Annotated in this window: 15 protein-coding genes; 6 read left to right on the top strand and 9 right to left on the bottom strand. The window is 60.4% G+C overall.

Annotated features, from left to right (window positions below; all coding sequences use genetic code 11):
• The first annotated feature begins 20 nt into the window (after positions 1 to 20).
• Together AB4Y97_RS10990 and AB4Y97_RS10985 are read left to right on the top strand one after the other, a co-directional pair.
• Complete coding sequence (locus AB4Y97_RS10990; protein WP_441999089.1) at positions 21 to 1,325, top strand: NRAMP family divalent metal transporter; 1,305 nt, start codon at positions 21 to 23, stop codon at positions 1,323 to 1,325.
• 247 nt (positions 1,326 to 1,572) lie between these two features.
• On the top strand, positions 1,573 to 2,148 hold the full coding sequence (locus tag AB4Y97_RS10985; RefSeq protein ID WP_441999088.1) for a DUF1003 domain-containing protein: 576 nt from the start codon (positions 1,573 to 1,575) through the stop codon (positions 2,146 to 2,148).
• Positions 2,149 to 2,225: 77 nt separating this feature from the next.
• Here the strand turns inward: AB4Y97_RS10985 and AB4Y97_RS10980 are convergent, their stop codons facing one another.
• The 9 genes from AB4Y97_RS10980 to AB4Y97_RS10940 all read right to left on the bottom strand — a co-directional run bounded on the left by AB4Y97_RS10980 (position 2,226) and on the right by AB4Y97_RS10940 (position 16,354).
• Positions 2,226 to 2,597, bottom strand: a complete 372-nt coding sequence (locus tag AB4Y97_RS10980) for a ComEA family DNA-binding protein (RefSeq protein ID WP_441999087.1) — start codon at positions 2,595 to 2,597, stop codon at positions 2,226 to 2,228.
• A gap of 199 nt (positions 2,598 to 2,796) precedes the next feature.
• The gene (locus tag AB4Y97_RS10975) at positions 2,797 to 3,687 is read right to left on the bottom strand and encodes a LysR family transcriptional regulator (protein ID WP_441999086.1); all 891 of its coding nucleotides are present in this window, start codon (positions 3,685 to 3,687) and stop codon (positions 2,797 to 2,799) included.
• A gap of 179 nt (positions 3,688 to 3,866) precedes the next feature.
• On the bottom strand, positions 3,867 to 8,150 hold the full coding sequence (locus AB4Y97_RS10970) for a translocation/assembly module TamB domain-containing protein (RefSeq protein ID WP_441999085.1): 4,284 nt from the start codon (positions 8,148 to 8,150) through the stop codon (positions 3,867 to 3,869).
• A 5-nt stretch (positions 8,151 to 8,155) separates the two neighbouring features.
• The gene (locus tag AB4Y97_RS10965) at positions 8,156 to 10,141 is read right to left on the bottom strand and encodes an autotransporter assembly complex protein TamA (RefSeq protein ID WP_441999084.1); all 1,986 of its coding nucleotides are present in this window, start codon (positions 10,139 to 10,141) and stop codon (positions 8,156 to 8,158) included.
• Positions 10,142 to 10,397: 256 nt separating this feature from the next.
• Entirely contained in the window at positions 10,398 to 12,080 is a 1,683-nt protein-coding gene (locus tag AB4Y97_RS10960) for a flotillin family protein (protein ID WP_441999083.1), read from the bottom strand.
• Positions 12,081 to 12,103: 23 nt separating this feature from the next.
• A complete protein-coding gene (locus AB4Y97_RS10955) occupies positions 12,104 to 12,760 on the bottom strand; it encodes an OB-fold-containig protein (protein WP_441999082.1) in 657 nt (218 codons plus the stop codon).
• 12 nt (positions 12,761 to 12,772) lie between these two features.
• Positions 12,773 to 13,822 carry a PspA/IM30 family protein gene (locus AB4Y97_RS10950; protein WP_441999081.1) on the bottom strand — a complete coding sequence of 350 codons (1,050 nt, stop codon included), beginning with the start codon at positions 13,820 to 13,822 and terminating at the stop codon, positions 12,773 to 12,775.
• Between the two features lie 218 nt (positions 13,823 to 14,040).
• Entirely contained in the window at positions 14,041 to 15,573 is a 1,533-nt protein-coding gene (locus AB4Y97_RS10945; RefSeq protein ID WP_441999080.1) for a UxaA family hydrolase, read from the bottom strand.
• Positions 15,574 to 15,628: 55 nt separating this feature from the next.
• Entirely contained in the window at positions 15,629 to 16,354 is a 726-nt protein-coding gene (locus AB4Y97_RS10940) for a GntR family transcriptional regulator (RefSeq protein WP_441999079.1), read from the bottom strand.
• 121 nt (positions 16,355 to 16,475) lie between these two features.
• On the opposite strand from AB4Y97_RS10940, the gene uxaC reads away from it, so the two are divergent.
• From uxaC to AB4Y97_RS10920, 4 genes are read left to right on the top strand one after another with little or no spacing between them, the layout of a single operon-like run.
• The gene (gene uxaC / locus AB4Y97_RS10935; protein WP_441999078.1) at positions 16,476 to 17,879 is read left to right on the top strand and encodes a glucuronate isomerase; all 1,404 of its coding nucleotides are present in this window, start codon (positions 16,476 to 16,478) and stop codon (positions 17,877 to 17,879) included.
• Positions 17,880 to 17,929: 50 nt separating this feature from the next.
• On the top strand, positions 17,930 to 19,117 hold the full coding sequence (locus AB4Y97_RS10930) for an ABC transporter substrate-binding protein (RefSeq protein ID WP_441999077.1): 1,188 nt from the start codon (positions 17,930 to 17,932) through the stop codon (positions 19,115 to 19,117).
• 14 nt (positions 19,118 to 19,131) lie between these two features.
• Positions 19,132 to 20,205, top strand: coding sequence for an ABC transporter ATP-binding protein (locus tag AB4Y97_RS10925; RefSeq protein WP_441999076.1), 1,074 nt, complete (start codon positions 19,132 to 19,134; stop codon positions 20,203 to 20,205).
• 10 nt (positions 20,206 to 20,215) lie between these two features.
• A complete protein-coding gene (locus AB4Y97_RS10920; RefSeq protein WP_441999075.1) occupies positions 20,216 to 21,118 on the top strand; it encodes an ABC transporter permease in 903 nt (300 codons plus the stop codon).

The raw sequence follows: 21,118 nt of genomic DNA, 5'->3' as shown, positions 1-21,118 counted from the left end.
CGAGACCGGGAAGTTGCGTGATGGCGTCCATCGACGATCATGATCCCGAAGGCTTAAGTCCAGCCGCTTTGGCCAGCAAGCCGCGCTTCCTGAGGGTGCTGGGACCAGGTCTTATCACGGGAGCCGCGGACGATGATCCCAGCGGCATCGCGACCTATAGCCAGTCCGGGGCGCAGTTCGGATACGCGCTGTCCTGGACGATGCTCTTCAGCTTTCCCCTGATGTCGGCAGCCCAGATGATCAGTGCCCGCATCGGCCGCACGACAGGCCATGGCATTGCAGGGGTGCTTCGGCTGTACTACCCGAATTGGCTGCTCCAGATCATCGTCGCGCTCCTGCTCGCGGCGAATACGATCAACCTTGGCGCGGACCTGGGTGCGATGGCCGATGCCGTCAATCTGCTGCTGCCGGGAGCCCGGCCGCTCTATATCCTGCTCTTCGCGGGCATTTGCATCTACATGCAGGTATTCCTTCGATACGCCCGCTACGTCACGGCCCTGAAATGGCTGACTCTCGTATTATTCGCCTATTTTGCGGCTCTCATCGCGACCAAGGTCGATTGGGGCGAGCTTGCGCGTCATCTGTTCATTCCGGAGATCGGATGGAGCAAGGACTATCTCACGACCATCGTTGCAGTTCTAGGAACGACGATCAGCCCCTACCTATTCTTCTGGCAATCAGCCGAGGAAGTGGAGGATATCGAAGCCTATTCTCGACGGAAGGACCTGTTCGACGCTCCGGAGCAGGGGAAGGCGGCCCTCCACCGGATCGAGGTCGACACGCTTGTGGGGATGGCTTTCTCGAACCTCGTGGCCTTGGCGATCATGACCACCACAGCGGCCAACTTGAACTCACACGGCATCACCGACATCCAGACCTCGGCCCAGGCGGCGGAGGCGCTGCGACCCATTGCCGGTCGGTTCGCCTTCTGGGTCTTCACCATCGGCATCGTCGGGACGGGGCTGCTGGCAGTTCCGGTACTCGGGGGATCCGCCGCCTACGCCATCGGCGAAGCGCGCAGGTGGCCGATCGGTTTCTCGCGGCGATGGCAGGAGGCCAAGGCCTTTTATGGAACGGTTGCCCTGGCGACTCTGGTCGGCATGATCATCAATTTCACCGACATCAACCCGATCAAGGCTCTCTTCTGGAGCGCGGTTCTCAATGGCGTCATCGCGGTTCCCGTCATGGTGACGATGATGCTGATGGCCGCGCGCCCGGACATCATGGGAAAATTCGCCGTGCGCGGCTGGCTCTGGAAGCTCGGCTGGATTTCTACTGCCGTCATGGCTCTCGCCGTAATCGGGATGTTCGCGACATCGTTTTAATGGCGAGAAAAGTCCGTCATTGAGGGCTTGAGCCCCTTGACGAAAAGGCTTTCGAGGCACATTTCCCTTAATCCGTACCGCCCTGCTTTGCGCAGCCCGGCACGGTCTCACAGGAACCATGAACGTCATGCCAAGCGACAGTTACAGTCGATTGACCGCGCCGTCACAGCTCTGCGCAGAGGCCTGATCGCTTGATGAGGCTCACCTGCGACCAGGCTGCGACGGCCGGTCGGAAGGAAGGTGAGCCATGAACACGGAAGTTCGCTTCCTCGCCCAGCACCTGCTTCATGCTGGGCTTTCTCCCCTTGATGCCAGGGATCGCCGCGTCATCGCGAGGGTTGCCCGGCGCGTCCATACGGCCCGGAACCTGAACCGGGAATTCGATGATCGCCTCACCATGGGCCAGCGTCTGGCTGATCGGGTCGCCACTGTCGGCGGTTCATGGGGGTTTATCATCGGGTTCGGCGTATTTCTCGGCGCCTGGGCCCTGATCAATATCGTGCTCCTGAGCCAGTCCGCTTTCGATCCGTATCCCTTCGTCTTTCTCAACCTGCTTCTGTCGATGCTGGCGGCGTTGCAAGCGCCGGTCATCATGATGAGTCAGAACCGGCAGGCAGCCAAGGACAGGCTCGCGGCTGCTCTGGATTATGAGGTCAACCTGAAGAGCGAAACCGAGATCGCGTCTTTGAGCGACAAGATGGATTCTCTTCAGGCGCAGATGGAGCGGCTGATGGCATTGCACGCCGCCAATTCAAATGCCAAGTCAAACGCTAAGCCGGTCACTGCCAAGGTTGCAGCCAAGCAAACTATGAGTTCGCTTTGATGTCGAAAAGAAGCGGGAGTGTTTCACACTCCCGCTTAAAATCTGTGAATGGGGTGAATGGTTAGATCCGTTCAATCCTAAGATTTCTGGTGGGCGATGATCTTGTCCTTGATGGCGTCGTAAGCGTTCTGTGGGATGATCTTTTTATCAACCAGCTCGTTCTTCGCCTTGTAAGGGCGCCCCTTGATGATCGCGTCAGCCCGGGCAGCCCCGATTTGCGGCAGCTTGTCGAGCTGATCCTTAGGGGCTGAGTTGATGTCGATCAGTGCGGAAGAAGGCGCTGTCGCGCCTGTAGATGCCGGTGCCGCGGGCTTCATATCATGCGTTGCGGCTGGTGGCATGGCGCTGGGGGACTTCGTCGTCGTGCTCGTGCCCGCTGTCTGAGCGAGGACGGGTAAGGCCAGTAAAAGGCCTAAAGCTGACAGGGCAGCAAAATGAGATAGGCGCATGGGAGACACTCCTTCTCGTCAAACGGGCTTTGATCGCCCGGCCACGGGAGAATCTGCCCCTCAACTTGAACCGAGGCTTAACGTATCGGACGATCAGAAATAGATCCGCCGGTCACGGTACGGCTGCCATCAACCCCCAATCGACTGAACGGATTCTCGTTCGCACCTGACCTGAATGTCAGCGTGAGGGGAGGGGCCCTTAGAACGTCCACCCCTGGGCCTTGGACACGAGAAAGTCACGGAAGACCTGGACGCGCGCAACGGACCGCATCTCCTCCGGGTACACCAGATAGGTATCCAGGGAGGGCATTTCGATGTCGCGCAGGACTTGAGTGACGTTGGACTTGCCTTCCATGGAATAGGCGGGAGCCATGCCGATGCCGACGCCATATTCAATGGCATGCCGAAGGGCCAAACTGTCGTTGACGACGAGCTGTTTGGGTCGCGGGTCCTTTGAATCCCGACCGAGAGTCGCCAGCTGATGCACGGCCAGGACGAAGGCTGGCTGGTTGCCGCCGAGGCAGATGATCCGATGTTTGTCGAGATCCTCTACCGTCTTCGGTTCGCCGAAGCGCTCAAGATAAGCAATCGAAGCGTAGGCGTGGTAATGCACCGTGAAGAGACGCCGCTGGATCAGATCGGGCTGTGCTGGACGGCGCAAGCGAATGGCGATGTCGGCCTCGCGCATCGCAAGGTCGAGTTCTTCATTGGTGACGATCAGCTGGATATGAACGTCGGGATAGTGCTCGATGAACTCCGAGATCCGCTGGGCGAGCCAGATGGCGCCCAGGCCGACCGTCGCCGTCACCTTGAGGTTTCCGGCCGGCAGCTCGCTTGTCTCGACAAGCCGACTTCGCGTCGTCTCCAGCCGCATCAGCATTTCTTGTGCCGCCTGGAAGAGAACGTCTCCCTGTTCGGTCAGAATCAAGCCACGGGCGTGCCGATGAAAGAGGGGAACTTTCAGTTCGTTCTCGAGCGCGCTGATCTGGCGGCTGACAGACGACTGGTTAAGGCCGAGATGTTCGCCTGCGCGCGTGAAACTACCGGCTTCGGCAACTTCATAGAACAATCTGATCTTATCCCAATCCACGGTCAATCTCCAATCCGCTAAGCCGTTCTGACTTGAGATCGGCGCGATGCTCCCGGCAGCCACGTCTCCTTCAAACAGACGATGACTTCCATCGCAAGCCGGGGAAATCATCGGCTGAAGCATAAGCTAGCGTATGCCTGGGCCAAAAAGCCAGAGAGGGATCGCTTCATGATGCTGCATCAATATTCCCACTCGGCGCCAACACCGATGGAGGTATTGCCGTTCGCGCCGACTTCGCCCTGCACGCGAATCCGGCGGGTGACATCGATGTCGACGGTCACGCCGCTCTGCTCCGTCGATGCGCCGGCCTTCACGCCGACGCTGATGCGATCGCTGAGAGCCTTGGAAATGCCCACGGACGGACCGCCTTCTGCTCCGAAGGAGATGTCGAGACCTTCCACGCCCAGGGAACGACGCAAGCTTTCAAAGACATTGTCACCGCCGCCTCCAGCGAATTGCGCGGCGACCTGGGCAAGGTGCAAGGCCTGCGTCGCCGAAAGGCCACCAGACGCTTTCGAAAAAAGGATCCGCGACAGCACTTCATCCTGCGGCAGTTCGGGATCGGAGCTGAAAGCGAAGCGCGGTTCCCGTGCGGAGCCCGTCACGCCGATGCGTGCGGTTACGTCGCCTGCTCGCGTCTCGGCCATGAAATCGAGTTCCGGCGTGAGATCGCCCGTGAACGTGACGCGCCCACGGGTGAAATCCAAACGCGTGCCGGCAACGGAGAGATGACCACGGCGCAGCTCGAAGGCGCCGATGGCGACGGGGCTCGCCAGGGTGCCTGTCAGACGCAGATCGCCGCCCAATTCGGCATCGATGCCTCGCCCGCGCACGAAAATGCGGCTGGGAGCCGACACGGTGAGAGCGAGCATGGCGTCGAAAGGCGGCGCACGCCGTGCGTTGGCTTTCGCCCGGGCGGCCAGGGCCAGTCGTGCCGCGGCCGTCGGGGTGGGACGGACATGTTTCGTCCCGTCGATGGGGCGTACCGTTGTCGGAAGCCGTTCCGGAACGGTCACGTCCATCGATAGGATTCTGACCTGACCATCGATATGCGGGTTTTGCGCAAGGGGGCCTGACAGGGACAGGGCGAGATCCGCCGTCGTGGTGACGATGTCGTTGGACACGAGCTCTGCGTGCTGGCCGGTGATGCGGATATCCCCTGGAAACCCGGCGGCAGGATCGATGCGGATGCGTCCATTCGCAGCGAGTGTCCCGCCATTGCGGGTCGCGGCAGAGAGACGCTCGATCGTGATCTCCGTTCCTCTTGCGGCAAAGCGCCCTTGAACATCGCTGAGGCGCACGCCCTGCAGGGCATCGGTAAAGCTTCCGCCTGTCAGCGTCACGAATCCATTCACCGCCGGTTCGGCGACGGTGCCGCCAATTCTTGCGTCAATAGCCGCCACGCCCATCACATTCCGTCCCGATGCGGAGAGAAAGTCGTTGGCGATGCCGAGATCTACTCGTCCCTGGACAGCGAGTTCGAGTTCGCCGGTTGCGTTGAGAGGCACTCCCCCCGTGGCCTTCAGAGTGCCAGCGCGGCCTGCATTCACCGTTCCGTTGATCGTTGTTCTCCCGTTGCCGAGCTGCCCTTCTGCCGCGAGATCCATAGGCGGCGCACCGATATTTCGGCTCTGTACGGTCACGAGGCGTGCGATGCGCAAACGCCAGTTTCCCGTCGGCTGGCCCGCTGTCCCGCCGATCTGAACGTTTCCGTCCAGCGTGCCTGACAAGCCGATACCTGGGGCAAAGATTTCGGCAGCTGCCAGCGGGATGGCCTGTGCATTCAAACGGAGATCGAGGCTCGATCCGGCGCGGCCATCGATGCTGACCGTACCTCTGTCGATGGCGAGAACGAACCGACGCAGATCGACCCCACCATCGGCGAATGTCAGTGTGGCCGGCTGGGTCAGTGCGATCTGATGCCGGTCGCGGCGCGCCGTGAATGTCGCAAGCTCGAACCGCGTCGGTGTTTCAGGGATGAGACGCCCACGCGCATTCAGATCGAAATTGCGCGCTTGCGCCGTCAGTGCAATATCGCTCGCAGCGGGTGTCCCTTTCGCATCGAGCCTGATTTGCGTGATCGCCTCACCAGAGATGACGGCTCGGTCGACCGCAAGTGAACCGTCGATAACCGGCTTGGCATAGATATCGACGAGGGACGCCTTAGTACTGAAACGGTCGATGGAAACTTCCGACAAGCGCAGACGAGATCCTCTCGCGTCAATCTGCGCATTCTGCCTGTTTTCCGTCGTATCCAGAGCCAGCACGGCAGTCATGTCTCCGGACAGACGGGTCAAAAGGAGTGGGGACAGGTCGTCGAGATTGCGCGCATCGACCGCCAAGCGTCCGGAGGCTAGGCTGGAGGCATCGAGAGTGGCCTGCCCGCTGATCCTGGTGGAACCGACGGAAAGTTCCGACGGCTCGAGACGCCAGCCGTTATTGGAAAGCCTGCTCACGTGAAGCGCGCCGTTCGCCCGCTTGCCGTCGATATCACCGGTAAGGTTGGCGTGTGCATCAAGCAGCCCCGTGAGATCCTCGACCGAACCGTCGAGGGTAAGACGCGTGACGGGCCGTCCGAGAGCCGTCGCGTTGCTCAGCTCTGCTCGTGCATTGGCGTTCAGACGCGTAAAGGTCCCGGTCAGTTGGGCGACCACTTCGCCCCTTCCGGTCAGGCGCCTGTCGGCATGTTTGAGATCGAGGAGTTGAAGAACGGCGTTCAAGGACACCTTGTCGGTTGTCGCATCACCATCGAGGCGGAGACTCGTGTGAGCACCGGCGAGGCTCAGGTTCTGAAGGCCGAAGCCTCCGCCATGCAAGGTCTGGGCGATGCCCGTGATGCCGAGCCGGCCATCGACCAATCCATCGACAGGTTTGATGCCGGTCGCGAAGCGGGTTGCGCTTCCGATGAGCGAGGCCCTGACAGGGCCTTTCGAGAAAACTCCTTGAAGATCGGCATTGAGATCGAGCTCTCCCCGCAATTGCAGCGATGCGACATCGCCGAAGCGCGACAGGTCAGGTGCCTTTAGTGCGAGCCTGCCGAGAGCATCTTGCGTTCCGAGCCGGCCTGAATATGTGGCATCGATCGTCGGGGTTGTAACACGCGCCGTTTCGAGATCGGCTGTGCCATCAGGGGCGGCATTGCCACGGAGCGTCAATGTGAGTTGTGGGCCGACGGCTTTTGCCAAGGCGGGATCCGTCAGGGCAACGCCGCTTGCCTTTGCATCGGCGACAAGGGCAATGCGCGTTGCGGCCTCGGACAAGGAGCCATTTGGAGTAGCGGTGAAAGTCGCGTCGAGTGTTGCGAGACGCCCGGCGGGCAGCTGCGCATCCTCCGCCTGGAGACTCCCCATGATACGGGGCGAGGCCAAAGGTCCTGCGACGGTGCCGTTGAAGGCGAGCTTGCGGATTTCCGCGCCGCCGGCCACCGTTTTTCCCGGCATGGTGGGGATTGCGCGGGCCGATACCTTGAGATCGATATCCCTGCCGGAAGACAGGAGCCCCGATACGTCGAGCCTCGCTGTCTGCGAAACCATGGCCATCTGCGAGATATTCACGGCGCCATTATCGGCAAAGGTCGTTTCCGCCGTCAGCTCCGTCGTTCCGGCGAACACAGGTGCGATTGGCGGAGGCAGAAGCCCTTCGATGCGTGCATTCATGTTGAGGCCGAGGCGTCTCATGGCACCATCGCGCCGCAGGTCGGCCTGCCCCTTTGCCCCGATGGAGGAGCCCGCATCGAAGGTTAGTTGCGCCGCAAAAGCATCGAGCGTTCCGTTGCCGGACAGATCGAGCCTGACCGGAGGCAGGCCGGGGATGTTCGCGGCACGGGCAAGGATGCCCCCTGCCGGTTCATCCAATGCGAAGGTAAGATCGAGTTTCTCGGCAGCATAAAGCAACCTGGCGACGAAACTGCCGGGTGCATCGAGGCGGCGCGCATCGAACCTCAGATTCAATCCTTCGCTCGGATCGCCGAGGGTTGCTGCGCCGGAGGCGGAGAGTTGCGCTGGAACACCGAGGACAGATTCTCCAAGGGCGAGTTCCTGCAGGGCGAAATCCTGGACCTGCACCTTCACCGGCAGTTCGGGCAGAAGCGGCTCGTTTGCTCCCGGCACGGGCTCTTCCGCCGGCAGCGGCTTGCGCACGATCTCCAGCTTTCCGATTTCCAGGCGATCGACTTCGAGGCGACGCGAGAGCAGAGCGAGGCGGCGCCAGACCAGGCGCGCGCGATCGAGTCGAAACCACACGCCGTCCTTGTCCGCGATCGTGATGTCGCGGATCGTTGCATCCGACGATAACGCTCCTTCGACCGCACCGATCGAAACCCGCGTCGTCGGGGTCGACAATGCCCGCGATATCAGGTCGGCAAGAAACCCCCTGTCGGCCTCGTCGCTGCGCGACCCCAACGTCAAGGCAAGCAGGATGGCTCCAGCAAGCAGAAATACGGTCGGAATCAGAAAGCGGCGCATCACCATCAGAAAGCCTGTCCTATGCTGACATAAAGCGCGACCGGCTTGTCGCCGGGGCGCGGGTTGACAGGCACCGCGACGTCGAGGCGGATCGGGCCGATGGCTGTGTAGTAGCGAAGGCCGAGACCTGCCGAAACGCGAATTTCCTCCTTGAAGTCAGGATAGCTCGACGCGAATGCATTGCCGGCATCCACGAAGGGCACGAGACCGATCGTGTCGGTCAGCTTGATGCGCGCCTCGAGGGACGCCTCGAAAAGGCTGCGTCCACCGACGACGTAGCCGAAGGGGCCCGTCGGTCCGAGACTGAGATAACGGTAGCCGCGCACGGAGCCGCCGCCGCCAGCATAGAAGCGGAAATTCGCCGGGATCTCGTCGAGATCGGCGCCAACGATCGAGCCGAGGCCGATCCGTCCGGCGAGGATATAGCGCGCGTCCTCGTCGAAGGCGTAATAGGCGGATGCCTCGACCTTGCCTATGGTCATGCCGACCGTCGAGCCGAGAAAGCTCGGATAGGGTGAGACCGAGGCGTTGATCCGCATGCCGCGCGTCGGATCGAGCGGTCGGTCCGTCGAATCGTATGTCAGCGATGCAGGCGTGCCGACCAGAAAGTAATCGACTTCGCCGAGAACATCGCTTGTCTGGCCCTTTTGAACCTGCGCGCCAGCTTGCACGGAGAAGGTGCCGCTGAAGCGGTGGCGAATGAAGGCGGTGCCGTTGATCTGACGATTCGTATATCCACCGAACCTGTCCCCGCCCGTGCGGTCCCTTTCGACGAGTCCGTCGATCAGGAGATCGTTGCGGCTGCCTTCCAAAGCGGGCTTGAGAAAGCTTGCCCTGAATCGGCCGCCGAGATCGGAGGGCATCAGATCGCCGATGCTTTTGAGGCGTGTGCCGTCATTGCGCGGTGCAAGGAATATATCCGATTCCAGACGCAGCCTTTCGGCTCCTCCGAACAGATTGCGGTGCTCCCAGTAACCGTGCAGGGCAGGGCCGTCGATGGTCGAATAGCGTGCGGAGAAGCCGATGACACGCGGCTTGCGCTCCGTGACTTCGACGAAAATCGGAAGCCGACCATTCCCATCGAGCGCTTCAGCTTCACGAATGCGCACGGAGCTGAGAGCCTGGATCGTGCCGACCGATTTGCGCGTGTCGGACAGAGCCTTGGGAGAATATGGATCGCCGGGCTCCAGATAGATGAAGGATCGCACCACGGTGGGGTCGACATTCTCCGTTCCCGAAACGGTGATGTCGCCGACCGGTGCGAACGGTCCCGGATTGAGATCGAATGTTACATCCATCGCTTGTGCGGGATGATAGACGATGGGACCAATCGAGACCGCTTTCGCCAGCGGCCGCGATTGCGCACGGAAATAGTCCACCATGCGCGCCTGGGCCGCTCGCAGATCCGCGGCTCTCGCCGGATCGCCGGGCTTCAGCCCAATGATTTTGCCGGGCAACTCCTGAGGCGGGAAAGGGCGCCGTGCTTTTGCATCATTGACCTGGATGTTGCGCAGCTGGAAGAGCGGTCCGGTATCGACCAGGGCGCGGATAGGCACCGGCGCGCGGCCGCGATAGCTCTCGGCAGTGCGGGCGGTTCCTGCCGAACCGGCTCCAATTTTTAAAATCGAGCCGCCAATATCGAAGACCAAAGTGGCATTATAGTAACCTGCGCCCCACAACGCATCCAGCATGGGGCCGAAATCGGCCTCCGCCCGCCGGATCAGCGAATCGCCTTCAAGTGGGGGCTCCTGGCGCAGTCGGTAGAGCTCCGAGGAATCCTTCAGCGCCTGTTCGACGGCTTTCCTGTCCCCAGAGAGCTCGAATGTCAGTGAATAGGGCAGGGCATTCGGCGAGGCTGCCGGAGGTTTGTCGTTGGAGCCGAAAAGCCCAAAGAAATCGAATGCTCTCGCCTCACAACTCTTAAGGGCTACAGCACATGCCAGAAGGCAAGCTGAAAGAGAGACGGCGCCGCGCCAAGGCAAAAACTGCATTCGTTGCTCCTCGGTCCCCAACAGCGGCAAGAATGCGGACATTTTGTGGTCGCAACTGGAAGACGAGATCCGATGGCAGATTAATCTAAGGCAGACCCCACGATACAGAAGGGAGAAAGACGGCTTGGCGTCAAACAGGGCTGAATGGCGCCAAGCCGTTTAGGAGGGATTGAATAGATTAGCAAAATTCCGTCAGGATTGAATTCTCACCCTAGACGTCCGGGCCCGCGTTCCGCTCGGTTATTTGGGCTCCCGGCTACCGCTGTCCATCTTTCGTGGGCTCTACTTTGATGGCACCCCCTGAGGTGACGGACCCGAGGAGGGTTTCGATAGGATTTCCACCCTTGGCGAAGCCTGCTTCTGCCAGGATCGTGTCGACGATGGGCTTATTGGCCTGAAGCGAAAGAAGCTGGCCTGCGAGACCGTCTCCGAGACCGATGCCTGCGCCTTCGGCGTTTGTCTTTCCATTGACGAGGCCTCCGGTGTCGAAAATCCGGATATCCTTGATTTTTTCGATGGGCCTGACAGCTTCCGCCAGTGCGGCAGGAATGATCCGGATGCGCTCGCGGGTGAGTTCGAATTCGATGACGTTTGCTGAAAGTTTGTTGCGGGCCTCCGTCATCGCTGCTTCCGCTTCCGCCTGAGCATTACCCTTTTCGCGAATACCTTCAGCTTCGATTTTGGCTGCCTCCGCATTGGCCATCGCAATCGTCTTGATCGCCTGCGCTTTGTTTTCAGCGGCATCCTTCTCGGCCTGGGCGGAAACCGTGACGCCCGTGGCCTCGGTCTCGGCATCCTGTTCTGCAGCGATCACGGCGATGCGCTTTTGGCGCTCGGCGATCTCGACTTCTCTTGCCGTCGCTACCTTTTCATCGGCTGCGACTGCAAGGGCCTCCGCCTCCTTGGCGGCAGCCTTGGCTTCGGATTCTTCGCGGCTTTTGTTGGCCACGGCAATGGCGCTTTCCTGCGCGACGATCTGGACATCGCGCTTAGCCTCCAGTTCGGATTGCTGGACGGCGCGATTGGCTGCGATATTCGCGTTTTCCTTCACCCGCTTCGCTTCGGCTTCACGTTCGGCGATTGCGAGTTCCGAGGCGATCCTTGCCGTTTCTTCAGCTTGGCGGGCTGCAGCCTCTTTCTCGGCCTGCTCGGCACGGTTCTTCGCCGTCGCATTGGCAATGTCGCGCTGTTGGGTGAGTTCGGCTTCTCTCGAGCTTCGATCGATCTCGAGTTTGCGTTGAAGGGCTTCCCGATCCTTTTCGGCGATCGCGACTTCCGTGTCGCGCACCACTTCGTTGCGCTCTTTCTTGCGCTGCTCGGTAATCTTCGTGAGCGTCGCCAGACCTTCCGCATCGAAGCTGTTGTTCGGGTTGAAGTGCTTGATGTCCGTTTGATCCAGGCGTGTCAGCGAGACGCTTTCGAGTTCGAGACCGTTCGACGTAAGATCGGCGGCGACGGTTTCCTGTACAGCCTTCACGAATTCGGAACGCTTCTCCTGCAGATCGTTCAATGACATCGTCGCCGCAACCGAACGCAGCGCATCGACGAATTTGGCCTCGATCAACTGCCGCAGAGCATCGGCATTGTTCGTGCGGTCGCCGAGAGTCTGAGCCGCAAGGGCAATGGACTCGCCTTCCGGCCGAACACGCACGTAGAATTCGGCGCCGATATCGACACGCATGCGGTCGCGCGTGATCAGGGCATCGCCTTCGCCGCGGCGGACTTCGAGGCGCAATGTGTTGAGATTGACCCAAGCCATGGAGTGAAAAACGGGCAACACGACGGAGCCACCGTCCAGGACCACCTTTTTACCGCCAAGACCTGTTCGAACATAAGCCTGGTCGCGCGTTGAACGCTTGTAGAGAATGCCGATAATCACCCCGATGCCGAGGATGGCGATGAGGCTGAGAGCGACCGGGACAATGACACCGTTTAACATGGGAGGCTCCGGAAAAATCCGCGTCAGCGGGTTGTCTTGAGTTGTTCTGGGGCGGGGATCGCGAGGAATGTCGATCCTGTACGGTCGACGAGAAGGACCTGCGCACCAATCGGAATAGGGCCGTGATCTTTTGCAGCCCGTGCCATGGGAAAATGCCAGTTCCCGTGAATATCCTGGAGCTTGATGCGTCCGGCCGGTCCTTGGTCGAGCGGACCGAGCGTCACTTCCGCGATACGCCCGACAAGGTCGTCATGAGACACCACATAGGTTTCTTCGCGGGGGATGATGAAGGACACCCACCGTGTCGTGACACGCGTGACGGGCGCAGCCAGAAGGGATGCGAGAAGGCACGCGATGAGGACCGGCAGAGGCGCCCACACCCATATGGCTGCGGTCTGAAGGGCGAAGCCTGCGGCGGCAAAAGCGGCAAGCCAGGTGATGATGAACACCAAAGCCGGTACCCGGCCGGCATTGATCCATCCCAGTATGCCGGCCAGAATACCGTTGTCCCACGGATCGGCATGGTGACCGCTATGGGCTTCAAGGTCGAAGCCCTTGTCGACAAAGTGGCTTAAGGAAAAGCCTGCAACCAGTGAGACCGTCTCGATGAGGACGAGGCTCGCCATGACAAGGCCTGCCACGACGAAGGGCTGGTAGCTTGGCGAGACGAGAACGTCCATCGGGTCCTCCGTCTATCGATCGCTGTTTGCTTTGAAGGCGGCGAGGCGCTCTTCGACATTTTTGTCCCTGTGCAATCGCTCCAACTCATTCATTTGAGAAGGGTTGGGATTGCCGCCGGAGGATGGAACGCCCGTCACTCGGGAGATAGCTTCGAGAGAGCGCAGAGCCTTGTCATCAGCCGATATGGAACGCGAGGGCTCGCCGCCGCCGGGACCTGGGGATTGCTCCCGGGCCAAGGAACGTTTCAACTCCGCCAAGCGTGCTTCACCTTCGCGGCGGGCTGCAATGACGGCATAGACAGCCCGCTGCGCTTCCTGGATCCGCTCTTTTACGTCGTCGATGGCAACTTGCAGAGCGGCGATCTGCGCCTCGATGTCGATCTGGCGTTCGATGCCTGCCTTTGCGAGATCGTCCCGGTTCTGCTGGATTGCCGTGCCGATCTTGTCCGAGAGGGAGGCCAGCTCCACGTCCAGTTCGCGGGCTCGGCTTTCAAGCCGATGCTGCTCTGCCGTGTGCTTGCCGAGAGCGCTCCGGGCCTCCTCGGCCTCGCGGTCGATCTCCCGGATCGCTTGTTCGACGATGGCGATCGGGTCTTTTTGCTCTGCCTTGTCGATTGTGGCGTGAGCCAGCCCTGCCATCAGGCGGCCGACACGGGACAGAATGCCTTCATAAGCCATCGCCTTCTCCTTTGCTGGACGAATGAAAGGTTTGACGCCGACCACGATCTCGAAGCCCATGTCGGCTGGGATGAGGCGAGCGGGAGCAGATCCGCTCCAGCCATCGAAATAGCCCGCCACGTCGTAATGAGCTGCAACGCGTCCGCGCACTGTCGAGAGGGTGAGCGCCGACGGCCCTTTGATGGCGTAAAGCTTCTCATCGAGAGGAATGCCGGGCCAGCTTTCGCCTGTGGACCGTCGTGCCGCGAAGTCACGAATGCCGAGAAGGACCATTTGCGCGGGGAGCTGCGTCAACGATCTGATGCGGTCATAGGCCAGCTTCTGAAGGCGCACGACGTCGGCTTTGATCGCCTCCTGCTCCGCCACCTCTTCGAGAACAGCCATGAGCAGGCTGTACTGCCTGAACGTCTCGGCAATAGCGCCTTGATCTATGTAAGACAGGCTCAGAGCATAGCGAAGGCTGGACGATGGGGCTGAGGCTTTTAATCTCATAATCCGACGGTAAGTGACTATTTTAGTCACTTCAAGAGAAATTATACCTTATTGCATTTTATTTCATCGGATGGGAGCCGGTTCGCCAGGGTCGTAAGGCCGAGGCCTCGTTACATCGTCGCGCCGACCTGCCACGGCAGGAACTCGGCATCGCCGTAGCCTAGCTCCTCTGACTTGGTGCGCTGGCCGGAGGCGACCTGAAGGATGGACTCGAAGATTTCCTGGCCTTTTTGCTCGATCGAAATGCCATCGAGGATATCGCCGCAATTGATGTCCATGTCGTCGATCATGCGGCGGTAGATCTCGCTGTTGGTGGCAAGCTTGATCGAGGGCGTGGGTTTGCAGCCATAGGCCGAGCCGCGGCCTGTGGTGAAGCAGAGAACATTGGCGCCGCCCGCTACCTGCCCGGTCGCGGAAACGGGATCGTAGCCCGGCGTATCCATGAAGACGAAGCCTCTGGCCGTCACCGGCTCGGCATAATGGTAGACATCGTTCAACGTAGTCGTGCCGCCCTTCGCGGCAGCACCTAAAGACTTTTCGAGAATGGTCGTCAACCCACCGGCCTTGTTGCCCGGGGAGGGGTTGTTGTTCATCTCGCCATGGTTGCGGGATGTGTAATCCTCCCACCAGGCAATCCGTTCGACGAGTTTCTCGCCGACTTCACGGGTTGTCGCACGGCGCGTGAGAAGATGCTCTGCGCCGTAGATCTCCGGAGTCTCCGAGAGGATTGCCGTGCCGCCATGCCGGACGAGCAAATCCGCCGCGGCACCAAGCGCGGGATTGGCGGTGATGCCCGAATAGCCGTCCGAGCCACCGCATTGCAGCGCCAGCATCAGTTCGGATGCGGGCACGGTTTCGCGCTGGGCCCGTGCCGCGATCGGGATCATGTCCCTGATCGCCGAGACGCCGGCCTCCACGGTTTTCTTCGTGCCGCCGACATCCTGGATCGTCATGGTGCGGAAGGTCTCGCTCTCCTGAATGCCATAAAGCTCCTTCCAGCGCCCGATCTGGAAAACCTCACAGCCCAGTCCCACCATCAGCACGCCGGCCATGTTGGGGTTCGAGGCGTACCCCCATTGGGTTCGTTTGAGGATTTCGTATCCTTCACCTCTGGTATCCATGGCGCAACCGGTGCCATGAACGAGCGGAATAACGCCATCGATGTTGGGATATTCGTCAAGAAGTCCGGAACGCTCGACTTCGCGAGCGATGAAGCGGGCAACCGAGGCCGAGCAGTTCACGCTTGTGAGGATGGCCAGATAATTCCGAGTCCCGACCTTTCCGGTTGCGCGGCGAAAGCCCTGGAACGTAGCCCGTGCCTCGAAAGGCAGGATGGGTTCAAGGATGGCGTCTTCTGCAAAGTGATAATCGCGGGAGAAGTCGTGCATCTCGATATTGTGTTCGTGAAGCCATTCGCCGGGCATGACGGGCTTCGAGGCAAAGCCGATGACCTGTCCGAATTTAAGGATCGGCTCACCCGGCGCGATTGGCGCAATCGCCATTTTGTGGCCGCGGGGAATGCGCTCGCGCACGGTAATATCATGTACGACCGATTGCGGATTAAGGGGATCGACGGCGACGATCAGATTGTCCCGCTTGTGAAGACGCACTGTTCGGGACGTCAGGGCAGACTTATCCAACATGTCTCGGCATCCTGTTCATCTCGACTTTCGCGCAACGCGACATGTGTGCACCCGCTCACGCGCTCAAAGCTACGGGCGAAGTTTCGGTTTCCGACTCGAAAAGGTCTGGATGTTGAGTTGCCAGTTCCGGCAAGGACCGCAGGATCTCGCTGAGATGTTCGCGCATTGCGGTTTCCGCAGCGATGGGGTTCTTCGCCTTGATGGCATTCACGATCACCACATGTTGGGCGACAACTATATGGCGCGGCGTCGCCTGCGCCATGTCGAGAAAGCGCACCCGGTCCATTTGCGGTTTTACGTCCTCGATCATTTCCCACGCCGCGGGACGTCCCGCAGCCTCTGCCAGCAGACGGTGAAACTCCTCGTCGAGAGCCAGAAATTCTTCCGTCGTCTTCGAGCGTTGGGCGCGGCGCTGGCGGGTCAGGCTGGCATTCAATTCGGTTATCATCGCCGGGCTCGCCTTGAGCGCGGCCTCCCGCACGACGGCCGATTCCACAGCTTCGCGAATGAAGCGCGCATCTTCGACGCCGGTGCGGGAAATCTTCACCACCTGCGTCCCACGCTGGGGCAGGACCCGGACGAGGCCCGCCTCGTTCAGCTTGATCAGTGCCTCCCGTACCGGGGAGCGGCTGACCCCGAAACGCCGCGCAAGGTCCTGCTCCGACAGCATTTCTCCAGGTGAGAGCTGCATCGTCACGATGGCTTGCCGCAAGGCGCGGGTGACCTGTCGCGCGATCGATTCCGGGCGCAAGGCAAGCTTTGTGAGGCTTTTCTCATTCATAAGTACAACACTACCATACTAGTAGACCATTGCAAAGAGATCCGTGTCGCTCTAAGCTGAGAACGTTGGCACTTGAAACCGATTGAAACAGGCCGGAACGAAGTGCCGAGGGAGTTGCGCCATGCTGATCCACCCGGACCGGCTATTCCCCGCCGAACCGACGATCCGTGCCGTTGCGCGGCGCCTTTACACGACTGTGCAGGATCTGCCGATCGTATCGCCACATGGCCATACGGACCCCCGCTGGTATGCGGAAAACGAACCGTTTCCTGACCCGGCTACGCTTTTCGTGATTCCCGACCATTATATTTTCCGGATGCTTTACAGCCAGGGCGTGCGTCTGGAAGAGCTCGGAATTCCGACCCGCGACGGGTATCCCGTGGAGCGCGATCCACGCGTGATCTGGCGGCGGTTCGCTGCGCATTATCACCTCTTTCGCGGCACGCCGACGCGGATGTGGCTGGATCATACTTTCGCAACGCTCTTCGGTTTCACGGAGAGACTGTCGTCCAAGACGGCGGATGACTATTTCGACCGGATTGATGCGGCGCTGCGCATGCCGGAATTTCGTCCGCGCGCTCTTTTCGACCGTTTCCGGATCAAGGCCATCGCGACGACGGAGAGCCCGCTCGATCCGCTTCGGTACCACGAGGTCATTCGCCAATCCGGTTGGGAGGGGCGGGTCATCACGGCCTATCGCCCGGATCCTGTCATCGATCCGGATTTCGAAGGGTTTCGACAAAATCTGGTCCGCTTCGGCGAGATCACCGGCTGCGATACGCTGACTTGGGACGGCTATCTTGAGGCGCACCGCAAGCGCCGTGCCTTCTTCCGTGAATATGGCGCAACATCGACCGATCATGGCCACCCGACGGCACAGACTGCCGACTTGTCTCGGGCAGAAGCGGAGGCCTTGTTCAGCAAGGTATCCTCCGTTGAGGTCGGTGCCGATGAGGCTGAGCTTTTCCGTGCGCAGATGCTGACCGAAATGGCGGCTATGAGTCTTGAAGACGGCATGGTCATGCAAATCCATCCCGGCTCGTCTCGGAACCATAACCAAGCGCTTTTCTCACGGTTCGGTCGCGATATGGGGGCGGACATCCCCACCCGCACCGATTACGTGAAGGCCCTGAAGCCGTTGCTCGACCGGTTCGGAAACGAGCGGGACCTCACGCTCATCGTCTTCACCCTCGACGAGACGAGTTATTCGCGCGAGCTGGCCCCGCTCGCCGGCCATTATCCGGCGCTGAAACTCGGTCCGGCCTGGTGGTTCTTCGACGCGCCGGAAGGAATGCGCCGATTCCGTGAACTCACGACCGAAACGGCGGGCTTCTACAATACGGTCGGTTTCAATGACGATACACGAGCCTATCTCTCGATTCCTGCACGACATGACATGGCGCGCCGGATCGACTGCGCCTTTCTTGCCGATCTCGTGACGACCCACCGCCTCGACGAAGACGAGGCGCACGAGGTGGCGCACGACCTCGCTTATCGCCTCGCGAAAGAGGCCTACAAGCTGTGACATTGGACATGTTCCATAAGGGCCATGCCGCACAGAACGGGAGGAAGAGGATGACGAACCCTATCACGAGACGAACCTTCGTCGGAGGTGTCGCCGGCGCAGCCGGCGTTGCCGCTTTCAGCGGGTCGAGCCTTGCGCAACTGGCTCTGCCGAAGGAGCCTGTCGCGCTCAACGTGATCGACGTGGCAGGCAATCTGGCCCTGACTCAAAAGGCCATCGAGAATTATCGGAAGGCGAAGCCGAATCTCGTTTCGCGTATCACTTTCACGAAAGCGCCGGCCCCCGAACTCGCCGGAAAAATCAAGGCGCAGCAGGACGCGGGCCGCGTCGATATCGATCTGGTTCTGACCGGCACCGATGCGCTCTCCGCAGGTATCGAGCAGAAGTTATGGGTGGAAATGCTCCCGGCCCATGCGAGCGCACTGCCGAAGCTCGACGAGATCTATCTCCCGGCCGCAGCCAAGATGCAGACGCTTGCCAAAGGCCAAGGCGTCGTCGTCACCTATTATCCGTCCGGCCCTCTGCTCGAATACATGCCCGACAAGGTGAAGAACGTGCCGACGACGGCTGAGGAGCTGTTGGCCTGGGCCAAGGCCAATCCGAACCGGCTGATTTATGCGCGTCCGGCCAATTCCGGACCCGGTCGTACCTTTATCATGGGCCTGCCTTACATCCTCGGCGACAGCAACCCGCAGGATCCAGCCAAGGGTTGGGACAAGACCTGGGCCTATCTCAAGGAGCTTGGCCAGTACATCGAGTATTACCCGTCCGGCACCGGCGCCGTCATGAAGGAGCTCGGTGAAGGATCCCGCGACATGACCGTGTCGACGACAGGATGGGACATCAATCCGCGCGTTCTCGGCGTCGTGCCGAAGGAGGCGAAGGTCGGTGCGCTGAAGGGCTTCCACTGGGTCGCGGACGCTCACTACATGTGCGTGCCGAAGGGGCTTTCCAACGAGAAGGTTGCCGTTCTCCTCGACCTCATGAACTTCCTTCTGACGAAGGAGCAGCAGGCCTACACCTATGACGAAGGCTACTTCTATCCCGGCCCGGCCGTGAAGGGCGTGACGCTCGATATGGCGCCCCCGGAAAGCCAAGCCGCGATCAAGGAATTCGGCCGCCCTGAATATGAAAAGCTGATCGCCGACAATCCGATCGAACTGCCGCTCCAGCCCGATCAGATGGTGGTCGCATTCCGCATCTGGGACGAGCAGGTCGGCGGCTCGAAGCGTAAATAGGGAAGGGACCCGCGATGGCGATCGCTCTTTCGCAGTTCGATGAAGTCCGGCTCGATCGCGTCAGCCGCGATTTCGGGACGCTCAATGCTCTGCGCAACATCAACTTGACGATCAAGCGGCGCGAATTCATCGCGCTTCTGGGCCCATCGGGTTGCGGCAAGTCGACGACGCTGAACTGCATCGCGGGTCTTCTGCCCGTCACCGGAGGATCGATCTGGCTCGACAAGAACCGGGTCGATACCCTGCGACCGGAGGAGCGTGGGTTCGGAATGGTGTTCCAGAACTATGCGCTCTTTCCGCATCTCAATGTGCGACAGAACATCGGCTTCGGCCTGAAAATGCGCGGCACGCCGAAAGCGGAGATGGAGCGCAAGATCGACGAGGCGCTGAATCTCGTCCGATTGCAAGGCCAGGGGCATAAGCTTCCTGGCCAACTCTCGGGAGGTCAGCAGCAGCGGGTCGCGATTGCCCGAGCCATTGTGATAGAGCCGCCGCTCGTTCTGATGGACGAGCCGCTGTCGAATCTTGATGCCAAGCTGCGTCTTGAAATGCGTGCCGAGATACGCCGCATCCATAACGAGTTGGGGGCGACGACGATCTATGTAACACACGACCAGGACGAGGCATTGTCTCTCGCCGACCGGATCGTCGTGCTGAGCGATGGCGTCGTGCGGCAGGTAGGAACACCCAAGGAGCTCTATGAAGCACCGGCTCATCTCGACGTCGCGGATTTCATGGGATTTCGTAACAAGCTCAAGGGAACCGTGATTGCAAGCGATGGCAGCCGCGCCGTGCTCGACGTCGAAGGCTCCAAGATCGGCGGTGTTTCGAGGGAGCCGGTACCCGTCGGCGCATCAGCCTATGTTGCTATCCGCCCCGATGATCTCGTGGCGGGAGAGCCGGGTCCGAATTCGCTCGCGGTGACGGTTGACACGATCGAATATCGCGGCCGCGAATTTGTCGGGACAGCACGTTCCGCAGGCAACCTCGAACTTGTGTTCCGCTCTCATTACATGGTGGAGCCCGGTACGCCCATCCACTTGAGGACGGGCGAGGAGCGTACTCTCGTTTTCGCCGAGCCGGTATAGGGAGAGGCCGATGCATGCCCTTGCTCCAAGAACGCTCGAGGGACCAAGCCTGCGCCAACGGCTGGCCGCGCGTGGATTCGATGCGGTGACCCTCCTGGTTCTGCCGGCTGCGATTTTCAGCCTTTGTCTCTTCGTTTATCCTTTCGCCTTTGGTCTCGTCCTGTCCTTCGAGCCGAAGAGCGGCGGATGGCTTGCCAATTATCAGCGCTTCTTCTCGGATTCGTTTCTCTACGACACCATCGCCAAAACGCTCTGGCTCGCCGTGCCGGTGACAATTCTGAATCTGGTGCTTGCCGTCCCGATTGCATTTCGCGTCCGTCTCATGCGACATCAGCGGCTTCTGACGACAATCCTCGTTCTGCCCATCACATTGGGCACCGTTCTCGTGGCCGAGGGGCTCTTGAATTATCTCGGGCCGCAAGGCTGGTTCAATCGTACCCTGATGACGCTCGGGCTTATTTCGCAGCCTTTGAAGCTTGTGCACAATTACTGGGGCGTGTTTGCCTCGCTTGTGATTACGGGATTTCCGTTCACGTTTCTTCTGACGCTGTCCTACGTCACGGGAATCGATCCCGCCTTGGAGCAAGCAGGCGCTACGCTCGGTGCCAGTGCCTGGCAGCGCTTCCGCTATATCTACCTGCCGCTTCTCATGCCGGGTTTCGCCATTACGTTCTGCCTCTCCTTCGTGCAGGCCTTCTCCGTCTTCCCGTCAGCGGTGCTTCTCGGAGCGCCTGCCGGGCCGACCAGGGTCATCTCGATCGCAGCCTATCAGGCAGCTTTTGAGGAATACGATTACTCGATGGCTTCCGCGGTCGCCATGATCATGGGCTTCGTGCAGCTTGCCATCGTGGTGGCGGTGCTCGCCTCTCGCGGGCTGTTCTACCGCGGCCCGGCCAGCGGTGCGAAAGGGTAA

Origin of the sequence: Microvirga sp. 2TAF3 (assembly GCF_052114965.1) — a bacterium.
GTDB lineage: Bacteria > Pseudomonadota > Alphaproteobacteria > Rhizobiales > Beijerinckiaceae > Microvirga.
Note: the sequence above shows the minus strand (reverse complement) of the source record. Positions and strands in the feature narration are given on the sequence as shown.

Coding starts and splice junctions, on each gene's coding strand:
- AB4Y97_RS10990 (WP_441999089.1), top strand. CDS start 21: ATGGCGTCCATCGACGATCATGATCCCGAAGGCTTAAGTCCAGCCGCT.
- AB4Y97_RS10985 (WP_441999088.1), top strand. CDS start 1,573: ATGAACACGGAAGTTCGCTTCCTCGCCCAGCACCTGCTTCATGCTGGG.
- AB4Y97_RS10980 (WP_441999087.1), bottom strand. CDS start 2,597: ATGCGCCTATCTCATTTTGCTGCCCTGTCAGCTTTAGGCCTTTTACTG.
- AB4Y97_RS10970 (WP_441999085.1), bottom strand. CDS start 8,150: ATGCGCCGCTTTCTGATTCCGACCGTATTTCTGCTTGCTGGAGCCATC.
- AB4Y97_RS10965 (WP_441999084.1), bottom strand. CDS start 10,141: ATGCAGTTTTTGCCTTGGCGCGGCGCCGTCTCTCTTTCAGCTTGCCTT.
- AB4Y97_RS10960 (WP_441999083.1), bottom strand. CDS start 12,080: ATGTTAAACGGTGTCATTGTCCCGGTCGCTCTCAGCCTCATCGCCATC.
- AB4Y97_RS10955 (WP_441999082.1), bottom strand. CDS start 12,760: ATGGACGTTCTCGTCTCGCCAAGCTACCAGCCCTTCGTCGTGGCAGGC.
- AB4Y97_RS10950 (WP_441999081.1), bottom strand. CDS start 13,822: ATGGCTGTTCTCGAAGAGGTGGCGGAGCAGGAGGCGATCAAAGCCGAC.
- AB4Y97_RS10945 (WP_441999080.1), bottom strand. CDS start 15,573: ATGTTGGATAAGTCTGCCCTGACGTCCCGAACAGTGCGTCTTCACAAG.
- AB4Y97_RS10940 (WP_441999079.1), bottom strand. CDS start 16,354: ATGAATGAGAAAAGCCTCACAAAGCTTGCCTTGCGCCCGGAATCGATC.
- uxaC (WP_441999078.1), top strand. CDS start 16,476: ATGCTGATCCACCCGGACCGGCTATTCCCCGCCGAACCGACGATCCGT.
- AB4Y97_RS10930 (WP_441999077.1), top strand. CDS start 17,930: ATGACGAACCCTATCACGAGACGAACCTTCGTCGGAGGTGTCGCCGGC.
- AB4Y97_RS10925 (WP_441999076.1), top strand. CDS start 19,132: ATGGCGATCGCTCTTTCGCAGTTCGATGAAGTCCGGCTCGATCGCGTC.
- AB4Y97_RS10920 (WP_441999075.1), top strand. CDS start 20,216: ATGCATGCCCTTGCTCCAAGAACGCTCGAGGGACCAAGCCTGCGCCAA.